This is a genomic window from Streptomyces sp. NPDC039736, assembly GCF_055596485.1.
This window is the reverse complement of the sequence record NZ_JBVIUQ010000002.1, coordinates 80,413-93,951: the sequence shown is the minus strand read 5'-3', so window position 1 is coordinate 93,951 and position 13,539 is coordinate 80,413. Positions and strand designations below refer to the sequence as shown.

Below are 13,539 nucleotides of genomic sequence, written 5' to 3'. Positions count from 1 at the left end.
CCGGGCGTGCGCGGGGAGCAGGGGCCCGGCACGCCCGGTTACTGTGGAAACATGCGGATACACGTCGTCGACCACCCGCTGGTGGCGCACAAACTCACCACGCTGCGCGACAAGCGCACCGATTCCCCCACCTTCCGGCGCCTCGCCGACGAGCTGGTCACCCTGCTCGCGTACGAGGCCACCCGGGACGTGCGCACCGAACAGGTCGACATCGAGACCCCGGTCACCACGACCACGGGCGTCAAGCTCTCGCACCCGCGCCCCCTGGTCGTCCCGATCCTGCGGGCCGGTCTGGGCATGCTCGACGGCATGGTCCGGCTGCTGCCGACCGCCGAAGTGGGCTTCCTCGGCATGATCCGCAACGAGGAGACCCTCCAGGCGGAGACGTACGCCACCCGGATGCCCGAGGACCTCTCCGGCCGGCAGGTCTACGTCCTGGACCCGATGCTGGCGACCGGCGGCACGCTGGTGGCGGCCATTCAGGAGCTCATCAAGCGCGGCGCCGACGACGTCACCGCGGTCGTGCTGCTGGCCGCGCCGGAGGGCGTGGAGGTCATGGAGCGCGAGCTGGCGGGCACGCCGGTCACGGTGGTGACGGCCTCGGTGGACGAGCGGCTCAACGAGAACGGCTACATCGTGCCGGGCCTGGGCGACGCGGGCGACCGCATGTACGGCACCGCGGAGTAGTCCTCCGCCACGACAGGAACGTTCAGCACTTCTCGCCGGAGGGCGCGGGGGCGGGCTTGGCCAGGGCGGCCAGGGCCGCGTCCGCGTCCTTCTGGGCGTCCAGGGCCTTGAAGGCGTTGCCGATGATGAAGTCGACCTCCTGGGCACCCCGGGCGTCGGCCTTCTTCTCGGCGCCCCTGAGCTGGGTGCCGAGAACCGGGAGCTGTGCCTGGAGGGACTTGGGCGCGCCGACGAGCAGGGCGGCGGCCGGCACCTTCTTGTCGTACTCCTTGGGCGCGTTCTCCGTCTTCACCACGGTGAAGCCGCGCTTCTTCAGCTCCTCGCCGACCTGCTTGGCGAGGCCGGGGCGCACGGTCGCGTTGTAGACGTTGACCTTGACCGCGGCGGGCTTCGGCAGCTTCACCGCGTCCTTGGCGGGAACGGCCGCGCCGGTCGTCGCCGGTGTGCAGCCGGGCTTCTTGCCGCCCGCCACGGCCTTCTTCTCACCACCGGTGAAGACGTCGACGAGCTGCATCGTTCCCCATCCGGCCAGGCCGAGCGCGACGACGGCCGCGACGGCCAGGGCGATGATCCGGCGGCGGCGGTGGGGACGGCGCATCCGGGGATAGGCGTTACCCGTGATGCGGTACTTTCCGCCCATGCCGGGGGGAGTCAGCATGCTCATGGGCGCAGCGTAGTGCCGTCCGGAGTGAATGCGTACTAAATGATCAACGAATGGGTCAATGACCGACCCAAAAGGGCCAATGGGACACCCGAGTGCCGTGACGGGTGCCGGAAGGGCCCGGGGGGCCGCCCGGGAAGTCCCTTGTGGGTCAGCCCAGTTCGAGGACGCGGGCGTGCAGCACCTGGCGCTGCTGGAGCGCGGCGCGGACCGCGCGGTGCAGTCCGTCCTCCAGGTACAGGTCGCCCTGCCACTTCACGACGTGCGCGAAGAGGTCGCCGTAGAAGGTGGAGTCCTCGGCGAGGAGGGTCTCCAGGTCCAGCTGGCCCTTGGTGGTGACGAGCTGATCGAGGCGGACCGGGCGCGGCGCGACGTCCGCCCACTGCCGGGTGCTTTCCCGGCCGTGGTCGGGGTACGGCCGGCCGTTTCCGATGCGCTTGAAGATCACACGGAAAGCCTACCGGGGAAGGTGCTCCGGGCGCAGCCATGAGGGAGGGGTGCAAAGGTCGTATTCAGCGCCAGAACGGGAGCAAACGATGAGCGGAAGTACCCCCTCCGGTGACATGAGCGATGCTCCGGGCCCCTCACCGGCCCCTTCTCCGGTCGCTTCCCCTGCTTCCCCGGCCGCGTCCCCGGCTCCCTCCCTGGACGCCGAGGCCGCGTCGATCGTGGCCGGGTACGCCTTCACGGGCCCCGCGCTGGACCTCGGCGCGCTGCTCTGGAACGGGACCTGCCTCCCCGGGGCGCAGATCCGCGTCCCCCTCGCCGTGCTCAACCGGCACGGTCTGGTGGCGGGCGCGACCGGCACCGGGAAGACCAAGACCCTCCAGCTCGTCGCCGAACAGCTCTCCGCGCAGGGCGTCCCGGTGTTCCTGGCCGACGTCAAGGGCGACGTGTCGGGCATCGGCGCGCCGGGCGAGGAGAGCGAGAAGGTGCGGGAGCGGGCGGCGGCGGTCGGCCAGGAGTGGTCCGCCACCGGGTACCCGTGCGAGTACTACGCGCTGGGCGGCATCGGCCCGGGCATCCCGCTGCGGGCGACGGTGACGAGTTTCGGCCCGGTGCTGCTCGCCAAGGTGCTGGGGCTCAACCGGACCCAGGAGCAGTCGCTCGGCCTGATCTTCCACTACGCGGACGCGAAGGGGCTCGAACTCGTCGACCTGAAGGACCTGCGGGCGGTCGTCGCGTTCCTGACCTCGGACGTGGGCAAGCCGGAGCTGAAGGGCATCGGGGGCCTGTCGACGGTGACGGCCGGTGTCATCCTGCGCGCCCTCACCGTCTTCGAGCAGGAGGGGGCGGGCGCGTTCTTCGGGGAGCCGGAGTTCGACACCGTCGAGCTGCTCCGCCGGGCGGCGGACGGGCGGGGGCTGGTCTCGGTGCTGGAGCTGGCGGCGGTGCAGCGCAGTCCGCAGCTCTTCTCGACGTTCCTGATGTGGCTGCTGGCGGACCTCTTCCACGACCTGCCGGAGGTCGGGGACCTGGACCGGCCGAAGCTGGTCTTCTTCTTCGACGAGGCGCACCTGCTGTTCAGCGGGGCCTCGAAGGCCTTCCTGGAAGCCGTCACCCAGACCGTGCGGCTGATCCGCTCCAAGGGGGTCGGCGTCTTCTTCGTGACGCAGACCCCGAAGGACGTCCCGGCAGACGTCCTGGCCCAGCTCGGCAACCGGGTCCAGCACGCGCTGCGGGCCTTCACGCCGGACGACGCGAAGGCCCTGCGGGCCGCGGTGCGGACCTTCCCGACCTCCCCCTACGACCTGGAGGAGGTCCTGACCGGCCTCGGTACGGGCGAGGCGGTGATCACCGTGCTGAGCGAGAAGGGCGCGCCGACTCCGGTGGCGGCGACGCGGCTGAGGGCGCCGGAGTCGCTGATGGGCCCGGTGGGGGACGAGGCGCTGGACCGGGCGGTGCGGGCGTCGCCGCTGTACGGGCGGTACGCGGAGGCGGTCGACCGGGAGTCGGCGTACGAGAAGCTCCAGGCTTCGCAGGTCCCGGCCGCGCAGGTCCCGTCCGCGCAGGCCCCGGCGCCCGCTCCGGCCGGGGAGCGGGACGACCCTTCGCTGATCGAGCAGGTGATGGGGAGCGGGATGTTCAAGTCGCTGGCCCGGTCGATCGGGACGCAGTTGGGGAGGGAGATCAGCAGGTCGGTCTTCGGGACGTCGCGCCGGCGGCGGTGAGGGGGAGGCTTCGTCACATCGCCCGTCGCCTGCCGCCCACCGCCTGCCGCCTGTGCTGCCCGTCACCCGTCGCCTGCTCGGCGGCCCGGGGGCGGTGGGTCAGGCGCGAGGGGTGCCCGGGACCCGGCGTCGGCCGCCGTTGCGGGACTGCCAGTCGCGGTAGACGTCCACCGCCGCCTCGCGCGCGTCGTGCCGCATCGGCAGCCGCCGGTCCTGCCACGGCTTCGCGAACTCCTCGTAGAAGGTGCCGAGCTCGAAGTACTTGCGGTCGTCGACGTAGTGCGGCTCGTACTCCTCGCGCGTGGTGAGGAAGACGACCTCGGCCGGTGAGCAGTAGTAGAGCGAGCCGAGGCACATCGGGCACGGGTGTGCCAGAACGTAGATCGTGCAGTCCGTCAGGTGCTCCGTGCCGAGCTTGGTGCACGCGTCACGGATCGCGAGGATCTCGGCGTGGGCCGTCGGGTCCCCGCTCTGGGCGACCTGGTTGCCGCTCTCGGCGACGATCTCGCCGTTGCGGACGATGACGGTGGCGAAGGGGCGACCGCCCTCCGCCACGTTGGCGCGGGCGAGGTCGATGGTGCGCTGGGCGAAGTCCATGGGGCTTCCTTTCCGGGGCGTTGCTGCGGAGGCGGTTCCGGGGCGGGGACGTTTCACGTGAAACGTCCCCGCCCCGGTGGAGGATTAGAAGGGCTTGGTGGGGAGGTACTTGCCGTCCAGCGTGATGACGGCCCGCTCGCCGCCCTCGGGGTCCGCGACCTTCTGCACGTCCAGCCTGAAGTTGATCGCCGAGATGATGCCGTCCCCGAACTCCTCGTGCACCAGGGCCTTCAGCGTGGTCCCGTACACCTGGAGCATTTCGTAGAAGCGGTAGATGGTCGGGTCCGTGGGGATGCCGCCGTTGCCGACGATGCTGCCGCGCATCGGGACGGTCTGGAGGAGGCGTACGGCCGCGTCGTCCAGGCCGAGCAGGTCGGCGACCGTGCGGGCGGCGTCGGCGGGCAGCGGGTGCTGGCCGAGGAGGGCGGCCGTCACGAAGGCGACGGACAGGCCGGTCGGCTCGGCGATCTCCTTCCAGGACAGGTCACGGCGGGTCTTGGCCTCGATGGCCGCGACGGTGAGCTGCTGACGGGAGTTCTGGTCGGCCTGGGCGTGGAGGGTGGTCATGGAGGAGGTCCTGCTTTCGTGCGTGGGAGGAATTGGGTTTCGTGCGTGGGGAGTCGGGTCTCGTGGGGGGAGGGGGTCGTGGGGTCAGGCGGCCTGTCGGGCCGGTGCTCCCGCAGCCGTGTCGAGGGCTTCGACGCGGCCGGAGCCGATGTCGTAGACCCAGCCGTGCAGGGTGAGTGCGTCGCGGGCCAGGGCGCGCGCCACCGAGGGGTGGGTGCGCAGGTGGGTGAGCTGCGTGGCCACGTTGAACCGGATGAGGGCGGCGATCCGCTCCTCGCCCTGCTGGGAGGCGTCCAGCAGCGCCTGCGAGGAGTCCGCGTGCCGCAGCCAGCCGGCCGTGGCGGGCAGGGACGACATGTCCGTGCCGGAGGCCAGCGCGGTCATCGCGCCGCAGGCGGAGTGGCCGCAGACGACGATGTCGGCGACCCCGAGGGCGTTCACCGCGTACTCGATGCTGGCGGCGATGCCGTCCGCGCCCTGCCCGTACGCCGGGACGAGGTTTCCCGCCGTACGGATGACGAACAGCTCGCCCGGTTCGCGCTGGGTGATCAGTTCGGGGACGACCCGGGCGTCCGAGCAGCCGATGAACAGGGCGTTCGGCGTGTGGGTGGTGGCCAGCCGCCGGAAGAGCTCGGCTCTGGGCGGGAAGGCCTCGCGCCGGAAGCGCTCGACTCCGGCCTCGAATCCTGCTGCGATCTCCGGCATGGGACCACTCCTTGCGGCCTTGCGGCTGACGGGGGCTCTCGCCCGGTTCGCCGGGCTGTTCGTCCGACGTGCTCCACCATGCATGAGCTGGCTCTATAGAGTCCAAGAGCTGTTGCCGCTGTCAGTGATAGGTCGCATCTATAGTCGAGGTCATGGCTCTGGAACTCCGTCACCTCCGCTATCTCCTCGCCGTCGCCGAGCACGCGAACTTCACGCGCGCCGCCGAGGCCCTGCACATCTCGCAGCCGACGCTCTCGCAGCAGGTCAAGCAGTTGGAACGGGCGTTGAAGGTGCAGTTGCTCGACCGTTCCGGGCGGTCGGTGCGGCTCACCGACGCGGGTGAGGCGTACGCGGCGTACGCGCGCCGGGCACTGCGGGACCTGGCGGCCGGCGAGCGGGCGGTGCTGGACGTGGGGGACCTCTCGCGGGGGACGCTGCGGGTCGCGATGACGCCGACGTTCGCGACGTACCTGGTGGGGCGGCTGGTCGCGGACTTCCACGCCCGTCACCCGGGGATCACGCTCGACGTGCGGGAGATGACGCAGGCGCGCATCGAGGCCGAACTCCTCGACGACCGGGTCGACGTGGGCATCGCCTTCACGGGCGAGCGCGTGGCGGGGGAGGGGGCTGCCGGCGGGCACGCGCCGGGGATCGTGGTGACGCCGTTGTTCGAGGAGACGCTGGGGCTCGTGGTCGGGCCGGGGCATCCGTACGCGGAGCGGGACGCGGGGAGTGGTCCCGTGCCGCTGACGTCGCTGTCGGGGCAGCAGCTCGCGCTGCTCAGCGGTGACTTCGCGACCCGGCGCCACATCGATGCCTACTTCGAGCGGGAGGGCGTGCGGCCCGGCATCGCGGTCGAGGCGAACTCGCTCGGCGTGCTGGTGGAGGTCGTCGGGCGGGGCGGCCTGGCGACCGTGCTGCCGGACCCCATCGCGGCGGGCGACGGCCGGCTGCGGCGGGTGCCGGTCGAACCCGCGCTGCCCGCGCGGACGGCGGCGCTGCTGCGCCGGGACTCGGCGTACCGGAGCGCGGCGGCGCGGGCGTTCGAGGAGCGGGTGGCGGGGTGGGTCCGGGAGGAGGGGCTGCGGGGGGTGTGACGAGGGGAGCGGAGGAGGGCCGTCCGGTGTCGGCTGCGTCGGCGCCTATCGCGACGTGAGTGAGGGGGCGGCCAGCGGGGCGGTGAGGGCGGCGGCTGCGGCCGGCTGCGGCGTGGCCGGGGCCTCGTCCCGCCAGGGGTGGCCGTGCGCGAGGAGCGCCGTGCTCAGCGCGTGCCGTGAGGCCTGACGCGGGCCGCGCGCCAGTTCCCGCCCGGCGGCGTCGAGCACCACGAGGTCCCGGCGGTCCAGGTAGACGGCCGCCACGTCGGCGCGGGCCAGCGTCGTGGCCTTCCTGCCGTCGCGCGGCGCGAGGACCAGCGCGTCCTCGGTCACGGTCAGCCGGGTCGCGTCGGCGACGGCGACGTACGCCGCGAGCAGCCCGAACGCGGTGGCGGCCAGTGCGCACAGCGCGATCTGCCAGGGCTGATCCAGGCCGCCGAGCGCGGCGGCGACGCGGCGCAGCGGACCCGTCGCCGAGCCGTCGACCCAGCGGGCCACCGGCGGCAGCAGGAAGCCGATGCCGAGGCCGACGGCCGGAAAGCCGACGAGGATGCGCAGGAGGCGGGTGCGGGAGTATCCCAACACGGTTGCTGCGGCTGGTTCGTTGTGGCTCATGCGTGGCTCCCCCGTCGGCGGGCCGGTCGTGCCCGGTTCATGTTTCGAGCCTAGTGAACCGGGGAAGCGCCGGGCATCACCCGATGGGTGGGAACGCGGCGACTTCGGTCTCCGACGCAGGTGGGAGGGGCGTCCTCCTTTGTGCGTACGTGCCCTGCGTTCCCGGGGCCCGGCGCTCCTTCCGCGCCGCGCCTCAGCCCAGCCCGGGGACCGCCGGGAGTGCGCCGGGCCTGCGGGAGGCCAGGGCCAGGGCGCGGACGGTGCTGCGGCAGATCTGCTCCTTGACGAAGGCGGCGGGCTTGCCGGTGAGGGTGAGTTCGCGGGGCGAGTCGTCGGAGCGTACGGACTGGACGAGGCCGTCGGCGCGGCCGAGGCTGACGCACTGGAGGACGAACGCGACCGGGCGGGCGTCCGGGGCCTTGCCGCGCGCCTCCGCGAGGATCGAGGACGCGACCCGTGAGCCGGTGGGCAGGGCGGCCTGGCAGGACATCCGCTGAGTGCCGCCCGCGTCGCCCGGCACGTAGATCTCCGGGTGCGAGACGCTGCGCCGGGAGGCGTCGACGTCGATGCGGCCGAGGGAGTTGAGGGCGAGGCCGGCGCGGGCGGCGAGCGCGGTGCCGGGGACCATCGACGCCGACCAGACGACGACGTCGGCGTCCACGGCGTCCGGGTCGTCGACGCGGGCGCCCTCCGTCACCCGTACGCCGAGGGCGGCGAGCGTCGCGTGCAGATGGGCGCGGCCCTTGGCGCTGACGCCGGGGGCGAGGCCGCCGGAGGTGAGGAGCCGCACCTGCCAGTCGCGGCCGCACCGTTCGGCGATCTCGGCGGCCGTCTCGATGCCGGTGAGGCCGCCGCCGACGACGGCGAGGCGGCCGGGCCCGTCGAGGAGGCGTTTGTGCAGGGCGGGGGCGGACTCGGCGGTGAAGAGGCGCTCGGTGTGGGCGGCGGGGAGGCGGGTGGTGCTGCCGAGGGCGTACACGAGACGGTCGTACGGCAGGACCAGCCCGGTGTCGAGGGTGACGGTGCGGGCGGCCGGGTCGAGGTCGGTCGCGCGGGCGGTGTGATGGGTGATGCGGGTGTGCCGCAGGAAGCGCCGGAGCGGGTGCACGACCTCGGCCTCGGGCCGCCCGGCGGCGACCTCGTGCAGCCGGATGCGCTCGGTGAGGTGGCCGACGGGGTCGACGAGGGTGACGGGGACGTGCGGGGCCAGCCGCAGGGCGGCCATGAGCCCGGAGTAGCCGGCTCCGATGACGAGGGTGCGGGGGGTGCGGTGAGTGTTCATGCCCGGGGGACGACGCGGAGGCGGAAAGTGTGAGGTCGTGTGGGCCACACGGGCTCCCGGCCGCTTGCCGGCGGGGGGGCTGGGCCGGGTGGGGCGCGGCCGGCTTCTGCCGGGGGAGGACGCTCGTACCGACCCGGGTCCGACCAAGGGCCAAGGACCGGGGGCCGGGGGCCGGGGGCGGGGGCCGGGCGCCGGGGGCGGGGGCCGGAACGAGAAGGCCGGACCTCCGCCCGGGGCCCGGCCCCAACCCTGACCCCGGCTCCAGCTCCGACCCCGGCCTCGGCCTCGGCCCACGGCTCCCCGGACCCGGCCCCCGGAACGCCCCTACAGCGCGTCGAAGTCCAGATGCCCCAGCTTCTCGGGGTTCAGGACCACGTCGATCCCGCTGATCAGCCCGTCCTCCCCGATCGTGAACGACAGCGTGCCGTGGTACCCGACCGCCCGCGCGTCCAGCACCAGTCCCGGCGCGCCGTTCACGTCGTACCGCAGAATCCGCATGCTCGCCGGGTCGAAGAACCGGTAGATCCCCTGCGCGAGCGCCGCCACCTTCGCCGCGCCCCTGACCGGCCGCCGTGCCGCGCTGACGACGCCGCCGCCGTCGGAACGCCAGACCACCTGCGGGGCGAGGACGCGCAGGAGCGCGTCGAGGTCGCCGCTGCCGGTGATCGCGGCGAGGAAGGTCTCCACCGCCCGTCGGTGCTCGTCCCGCCCGACCCGCTGCCGCGGTCTGGCCTCCCGTACGTGCTTGCGCGCCGTCGACGCGGACTGCCGTACGGCGGCGGGCGACTTGTCCAGCGCCTGGGCGATCTCCGGGAACGGCACCCCGAACACGTCGTGCAGCACGAACGCCACCCGTTCCGCCGGCGTCAGGCTCTCCAGCACGGTCAGCATGGCCGTGCTCACCGACTCGTCCAGCGCGACCCGCTCCGCAGGGCCCTCCTCCGCCGGCGCGGTGACCAGCGGCTCCGGGAGCCACGGGCCCACGTACCGCTCCCGGCGGGCCCGGGCGGAGGTCAGTTGGTCGTAACAGAGACGGCTGACCGTCGTCGTCAGGTACGCACGCGGATTGCCGGCCGTGCCGTCCTCGACCGCGTTCCACCGCAGCCAGGCCTCCTGCACCGCGTCGTCGGCGTCGGCGACGGACCCGGTGATGCGGTAGGCGACGGCGTGCAGATGCGCACGATGCTGTTCGAACTCGGCCTGGTCCGCCATGGTTTCCGCTCCGGGGGTGAGGTGCGAGGGCAGGTGCCACCGACCCTAGACGGGCTTTGCGAGGATGGGTGGCGTGCCCACACTCATCGCGTTCTTCGCCCACCCCGACGACGAGGTCCTGCACGCGGGCGGCACCCTGGCCCGCGCGGCGGCGGAGGGGCACCGGGTGGTGCTGGTGTCCGCGACGGACGGCGAGATGGGCCCGGTACGGGAGGACCAGGTGCGCCTGCGGGAACTCGCGTCCTCCGGAGCGGCGTTGGGAGCGGCCCGGGTGACCACCCTGGGCTACGCCGACAGCGGCCACGGCAAGGACCTGTACCCGGACCCGCCGGACCGGCGGCGCTTCGTACGGGCTCCGCACGAGGAGGCGGCGGAGAAGCTGGCCGCGATCCTCCGGGAGGAGCGGGCGGACCTGCTCCTCACCCACGACGCGGGCGGCGGCTACGGCCATCGCGACCACGTCCACGCCCACGAGGTCGCCCTGCGCGCGGCCCGGCGGGCGGGTGGCGTCCGCACCTTGACCGCCGCCATTCCCCTCACCGCCCCCATCCGTCTCCTCCGCCTCACCTCCCTCCTGATGTCCCCTCTGGCCCTCCTGCGCGGCCCACGGACCTTCCGTACGGCGCTGCTGCGCGTCGAGCACATGCCCCGCGCACGGATCACCCACGCCGTCGACGCCCGCCGGTACGCCTCGCACAAGCAGGCCGCCCTGGCCGCCCACGCGTCCCAGGTCCGGGGCCCGGGCCGCAGCGCGGGAGCCTTCCGGGCCCTGGTGAACATGCGCACACCACTGTTCGCGGCCCTGCTGGGCCGGGAGTGGTGGACGGAGGTCGAACGGGGCTGATCCCGCGGCCGGGCCTGGTCCTGGCCCTCTCCAGAGGGGGCTGAACTGCGGCGATGCCATTGCCAGGACTGATTGTCAGACCCCTGTGGAAGCATTCTTCACGTCAGCTGCAATCGACGTGGTTTGCGGGTGGGGGTCATGATCAGTTCGTACGGTTGTGAGGCGTGCGGCGGGCCGCAGGGCAGGTGGCGCCCGGTGCTGGGACGCGCGGTGTGCGCGGCCTGCGAGAAGGGGAGCGGCGGGCGGGAGCCCGTGGTCCTCGCGGAGGTGCTGGCGAACGCGGCGATCGAACTGGGTTCGGCCGCCCGCCAGTTGCGGGCCGTGCCCGATCCGCGTACGTCCGGCGGGACGTTCTGCAAGCGGTGCGGGGCGGCGGCCGAGTGGCACCGGACGGTGCGTGGGAAGTGGATCCTCATCGAGCCGGGCGAGCGGGTCGTGGGGTCCGTGCCCGCCGGGAAGCGGTGGCGGATCGCGGGCGACGGGACGGCCGTCAACCTGGGCTCCTCGATACCGACGGACACCTGCCGGATCAGCCACTTCGACCTGTGCCCCGCGAGATCGGCGGCGGCGGTGGCGTGACCGCCGGCCGGGGGGCTCACAGCACGGCGGGGGCGAGGGCCTCGGCCATCGCGCGGTAGCCGGCGTCGTTGGGGTGCAGGTGGTCGCCGCTGTCGAAGGCGGGACGCAGGCGCTCCGGGTCGGCCGGGTCGGCGAGCGCCCTGTCGAAGTCGACGTACGCGTCGTACGCGCCCGAGGTGCGGACCCACGCGTTGAATTCGTCGCTCGCCGCTGCCGCCCGCTTGCCGTAGTGGTCGGAGCCGCCGAGCGGGAGCAGCGTCGCCCCGACGACGCGGACGCCCTTCGCGCGGGCCTGACGGATCAGCTCCTTGTGCCCGTTGATGAGGTCGCGGCCGGTGATGTCCGGTGCGGGCTTGTAGAGCGGGTGGTCCGTCTCCTGGAAGCCGATGTCGTTGACGCCTTGGAGGACGACGACCGTACCGACGCCCGGCAGGTCGAGGGCGTCGCGCGAGAAGCGGTTCGTCGCCCGCTCGCCGAACCAGGCGGAGTCGTTGAGGACGAGGTTGCCGCCGATGCCGGCGTTGAGGACCGGGCGGGGCTTGCCCAGGGACTTCAGACGGGCGGCGAGGGCGTCGGAATAGCGGCGGTCGGCGTTCGGGGTGGAGGCGAAGCCGTCGGTGATGGAGTCGCCGAAGAGGACGATGCCGTCCCGCTGCCGGGTGCGGGAGTCGGAGCCCGGGCCGGCGGGCGTGCCCGTACCCGCGTCCTTGCCCGTGTCCGGGACCCCCGCGTCGACTCCCGACAGGTAGTACCAGGACTCGGTGGACTCCGTGAACGCGGCGGCCGAGGCGTCGGACGCGTGGTCCCCCTCCGCCCGGTAGGAGTCCGTGAAGGACTGGGCGTGGAAGGTCGCGGGGCCGGTCGTCCGCTTGAGGTGGAGGGTGACGGTCACCTGGTCGCCCGCCGTGAGCCGCAGCCCGGCGGGGTCGCTGGAGAGCTGCCCGCCCGCCGGGACGGACACCGACCTCCCGCCGGCGAAGGTGAGGTCCCGGACCGTGCCCGCTCTGACCGCCGCGCCCTTGTCCGTACGGGCGACCGTGGCGCGCTCCACCCGCAGCGGGGAGGTTCCGTACGCGTTGGACAGGCGGATGCGGGCCTGTGTGCCGCCCGCGGTGACGCGGACGACCTGGCGGACGGTGTGGTCGTCGAAACCGGCCTCCGACCAGTTGGGCTTGAAGCTGACGGAAGGCCGTTGCGGAGAGGCGGCCCACGCGGCGGACCACTTCCCGGTCGCCGCGGGCGAGGGCGCGGTCGCGGGAGCGGAGTGCGTACGGTCCAGCGCGACAGCCGTCGTTCCGGCGCTCAGCGCGAGGGTGACGGCGGCGGCGAGCGCGGTCCTGCGGGCACGTGAAGGCATGGCTGGCTCCAGGGGAGTCGGGTCGATGGGTGATGTCCGGACCGGACTCCTCAAAGATCCTCCGCAGTCCCGCCCCGAACAACGCCGATCCGTGCAACGATCGATAACCCAGCACAATCGATCCAGCTCGACGGGGAAGAGCGACGACCCTGCCTGGAGGCGATCACCGGTGATGGAACGGCACGAGGCCGAGATCTTCCTGGCCCTCGCCGACGAACTCCACTTCGGCCGCACCGCCGAGAAGCTGCGCGTCTCCCAGGCCCGCGTCAGCCAGGTCCTCAAGCGCCTGGAGCGCACCATCGGCGCCCCGCTCTTCGACCGCACCAGCCGCAGGGTCGCCCTGACCCCGCTCGGCCGTCAACTGCACACCGAACTGGCGCCGCTGCACGCCGAGTTGGCAGCGGTGCTGCACCGTGCGAAGGCCGCCGCGCGCGGTGTCGACGGAGTCCTCGCCGTCGGCTTCCTCGGCTCCGGTGCGGGGCAGCTCACCCGGGACATCCAGCGCACCTTCCGCGAGCGGGCGCCCGGCTGCGAGGTGCGTCTGCGCGAGGTGCAGTTCGCCGACCCGCTCGGTCCCTTGCGTGCGGGCGAGGTCGACGTGCTGTTCACGCGGCTCCCGGTGGAGGAGCCGGACCTCACCGTCGGCCCGACGGTCGTGTCCGAGCCCCGGGTGCTGGCCGTCCCCTGCCACCACCCGCTGGCCCACCGGGACTCGGTCTCCCTGGAGGACGCCGCCGGGGAGCGCTTCTTCGGTGTGACGGGAGGAGCTCCGGCCTACTGGTGGGACGCGCAGGTGCCGCGTCGTACTGCCGGTGGGGCGGTCCTGGAGCGCGGGCAGGACGTGTCCACGTTCCAGGAGATGCTGTCGATGATCGCCGCCTGCCAGGGGGTCTCGCCGGTCGACGCGTCCATGGCGACGTACTACGCCCGCCCGGACCTGGCGTACGTCCCGCTCACCGACGTACCGGACAGCGAGGTGGCCCTGGTGTGGCGTACGGGCGGAACGAACGCGCGCTCCGAGGCGTACATCGGGGCGGTCCGGGACGCGGTCGCGGCGCACGGCGGCCCATTGGCCCTCTGACCCGCCCCGTCGCCGTGTTCGGCAACGCATGTTTCACGTGAAACAACGGTGGGGCACCGGCGGTTGCCCGCCCGTGCCCCACCG

At 73.2% G+C, this 13,539-nt stretch carries 15 protein-coding genes; 6 read left to right on the top strand and 9 right to left on the bottom strand.

What is annotated here, in order from left to right:
• Window positions 1-51: 51 nt before the first annotated feature.
• Window positions 52-687, top strand: coding sequence for a uracil phosphoribosyltransferase (upp, locus tag ACZ56L_RS05365; RefSeq protein ID WP_345220661.1), 636 nt, complete (start codon window positions 52-54; stop codon window positions 685-687).
• A 22-nt stretch (window positions 688-709) separates the two neighbouring features.
• Here upp and ACZ56L_RS05360 read toward each other — a convergent pair whose 3' ends face one another.
• Entirely contained in the window at window positions 710-1,351 is a 642-nt protein-coding gene (locus ACZ56L_RS05360; RefSeq protein WP_468691022.1) for a LytR C-terminal domain-containing protein, read from the bottom strand.
• Between the two features lie 148 nt (window positions 1,352-1,499).
• Complete coding sequence (locus tag ACZ56L_RS05355) at window positions 1,500-1,796, bottom strand: type II toxin-antitoxin system VapB family antitoxin (RefSeq protein ID WP_003955420.1); 297 nt, start codon at window positions 1,794-1,796, stop codon at window positions 1,500-1,502.
• Window positions 1,797-1,884: 88 nt separating this feature from the next.
• Here ACZ56L_RS05355 and ACZ56L_RS05350 point away from each other — a divergent pair, with 88 nt between their 5' ends.
• Window positions 1,885-3,519 (top strand): helicase HerA-like domain-containing protein, encoded by a 1,635-nt coding sequence (locus tag ACZ56L_RS05350; RefSeq protein ID WP_471061864.1) that lies wholly within the window; start codon window positions 1,885-1,887, stop codon window positions 3,517-3,519.
• Window positions 3,520-3,618: 99 nt separating this feature from the next.
• Here ACZ56L_RS05350 and ACZ56L_RS05345 read toward each other — a convergent pair whose 3' ends face one another.
• The 3 genes from ACZ56L_RS05345 to ACZ56L_RS05335 all read right to left on the bottom strand — a co-directional run bounded on the left by ACZ56L_RS05345 (window position 3,619) and on the right by ACZ56L_RS05335 (window position 5,388).
• Entirely contained in the window at window positions 3,619-4,116 is a 498-nt protein-coding gene (locus ACZ56L_RS05345) for a nucleoside deaminase (protein WP_471061861.1), read from the bottom strand.
• An 84-nt stretch (window positions 4,117-4,200) separates the two neighbouring features.
• Window positions 4,201-4,683 carry a cyanase gene (cynS, locus tag ACZ56L_RS05340; RefSeq protein WP_345220658.1) on the bottom strand — a complete coding sequence of 161 codons (483 nt, stop codon included), beginning with the start codon at window positions 4,681-4,683 and terminating at the stop codon, window positions 4,201-4,203.
• An 84-nt stretch (window positions 4,684-4,767) separates the two neighbouring features.
• Complete coding sequence (locus ACZ56L_RS05335; RefSeq protein WP_471061857.1) at window positions 4,768-5,388, bottom strand: carbonic anhydrase; 621 nt, start codon at window positions 5,386-5,388, stop codon at window positions 4,768-4,770.
• A gap of 152 nt (window positions 5,389-5,540) precedes the next feature.
• Between ACZ56L_RS05335 and cynR the strand changes: the two genes are divergently transcribed.
• On the top strand, window positions 5,541-6,485 hold the full coding sequence (gene cynR / locus ACZ56L_RS05330) for a transcriptional regulator CynR (RefSeq protein ID WP_471061854.1): 945 nt from the start codon (window positions 5,541-5,543) through the stop codon (window positions 6,483-6,485).
• 45 nt (window positions 6,486-6,530) lie between these two features.
• Here cynR and ACZ56L_RS05325 read toward each other — a convergent pair whose 3' ends face one another.
• From ACZ56L_RS05325 to sigJ, 3 genes are all read right to left on the bottom strand, one after another.
• Window positions 6,531-7,100, bottom strand: coding sequence for a YqeB family protein (locus ACZ56L_RS05325; protein WP_471061851.1), 570 nt, complete (start codon window positions 7,098-7,100; stop codon window positions 6,531-6,533).
• Window positions 7,101-7,293: 193 nt separating this feature from the next.
• Window positions 7,294-8,382 (bottom strand): NAD(P)/FAD-dependent oxidoreductase, encoded by a 1,089-nt coding sequence (locus tag ACZ56L_RS05320; RefSeq protein ID WP_345220650.1) that lies wholly within the window; start codon window positions 8,380-8,382, stop codon window positions 7,294-7,296.
• Window positions 8,383-8,706: 324 nt separating this feature from the next.
• The gene (gene sigJ / locus ACZ56L_RS05315; RefSeq protein ID WP_345220648.1) at window positions 8,707-9,594 is read right to left on the bottom strand and encodes an RNA polymerase sigma factor SigJ; all 888 of its coding nucleotides are present in this window, start codon (window positions 9,592-9,594) and stop codon (window positions 8,707-8,709) included.
• Window positions 9,595-9,658: 64 nt separating this feature from the next.
• On the opposite strand from sigJ, the gene ACZ56L_RS05310 reads away from it, so the two are divergent.
• Together ACZ56L_RS05310 and ACZ56L_RS05305 are read left to right on the top strand one after the other, a co-directional pair.
• A complete protein-coding gene (locus ACZ56L_RS05310; protein ID WP_471061846.1) occupies window positions 9,659-10,438 on the top strand; it encodes a PIG-L deacetylase family protein in 780 nt (259 codons plus the stop codon).
• A 195-nt stretch (window positions 10,439-10,633) separates the two neighbouring features.
• Entirely contained in the window at window positions 10,634-11,017 is a 384-nt protein-coding gene (locus ACZ56L_RS05305) for a DUF6083 domain-containing protein (protein WP_345220643.1), read from the top strand.
• Between the two features lie 16 nt (window positions 11,018-11,033).
• Here ACZ56L_RS05305 and ACZ56L_RS05300 read toward each other — a convergent pair whose 3' ends face one another.
• Window positions 11,034-12,374, bottom strand: coding sequence for an SGNH/GDSL hydrolase family protein (locus ACZ56L_RS05300; protein WP_471061842.1), 1,341 nt, complete (start codon window positions 12,372-12,374; stop codon window positions 11,034-11,036).
• Between the two features lie 172 nt (window positions 12,375-12,546).
• Here ACZ56L_RS05300 and ACZ56L_RS05295 point away from each other — a divergent pair, with 172 nt between their 5' ends.
• Complete coding sequence (locus tag ACZ56L_RS05295; protein ID WP_401755416.1) at window positions 12,547-13,455, top strand: LysR family transcriptional regulator; 909 nt, start codon at window positions 12,547-12,549, stop codon at window positions 13,453-13,455.
• Window positions 13,456-13,539 lie beyond the last annotated feature (84 nt).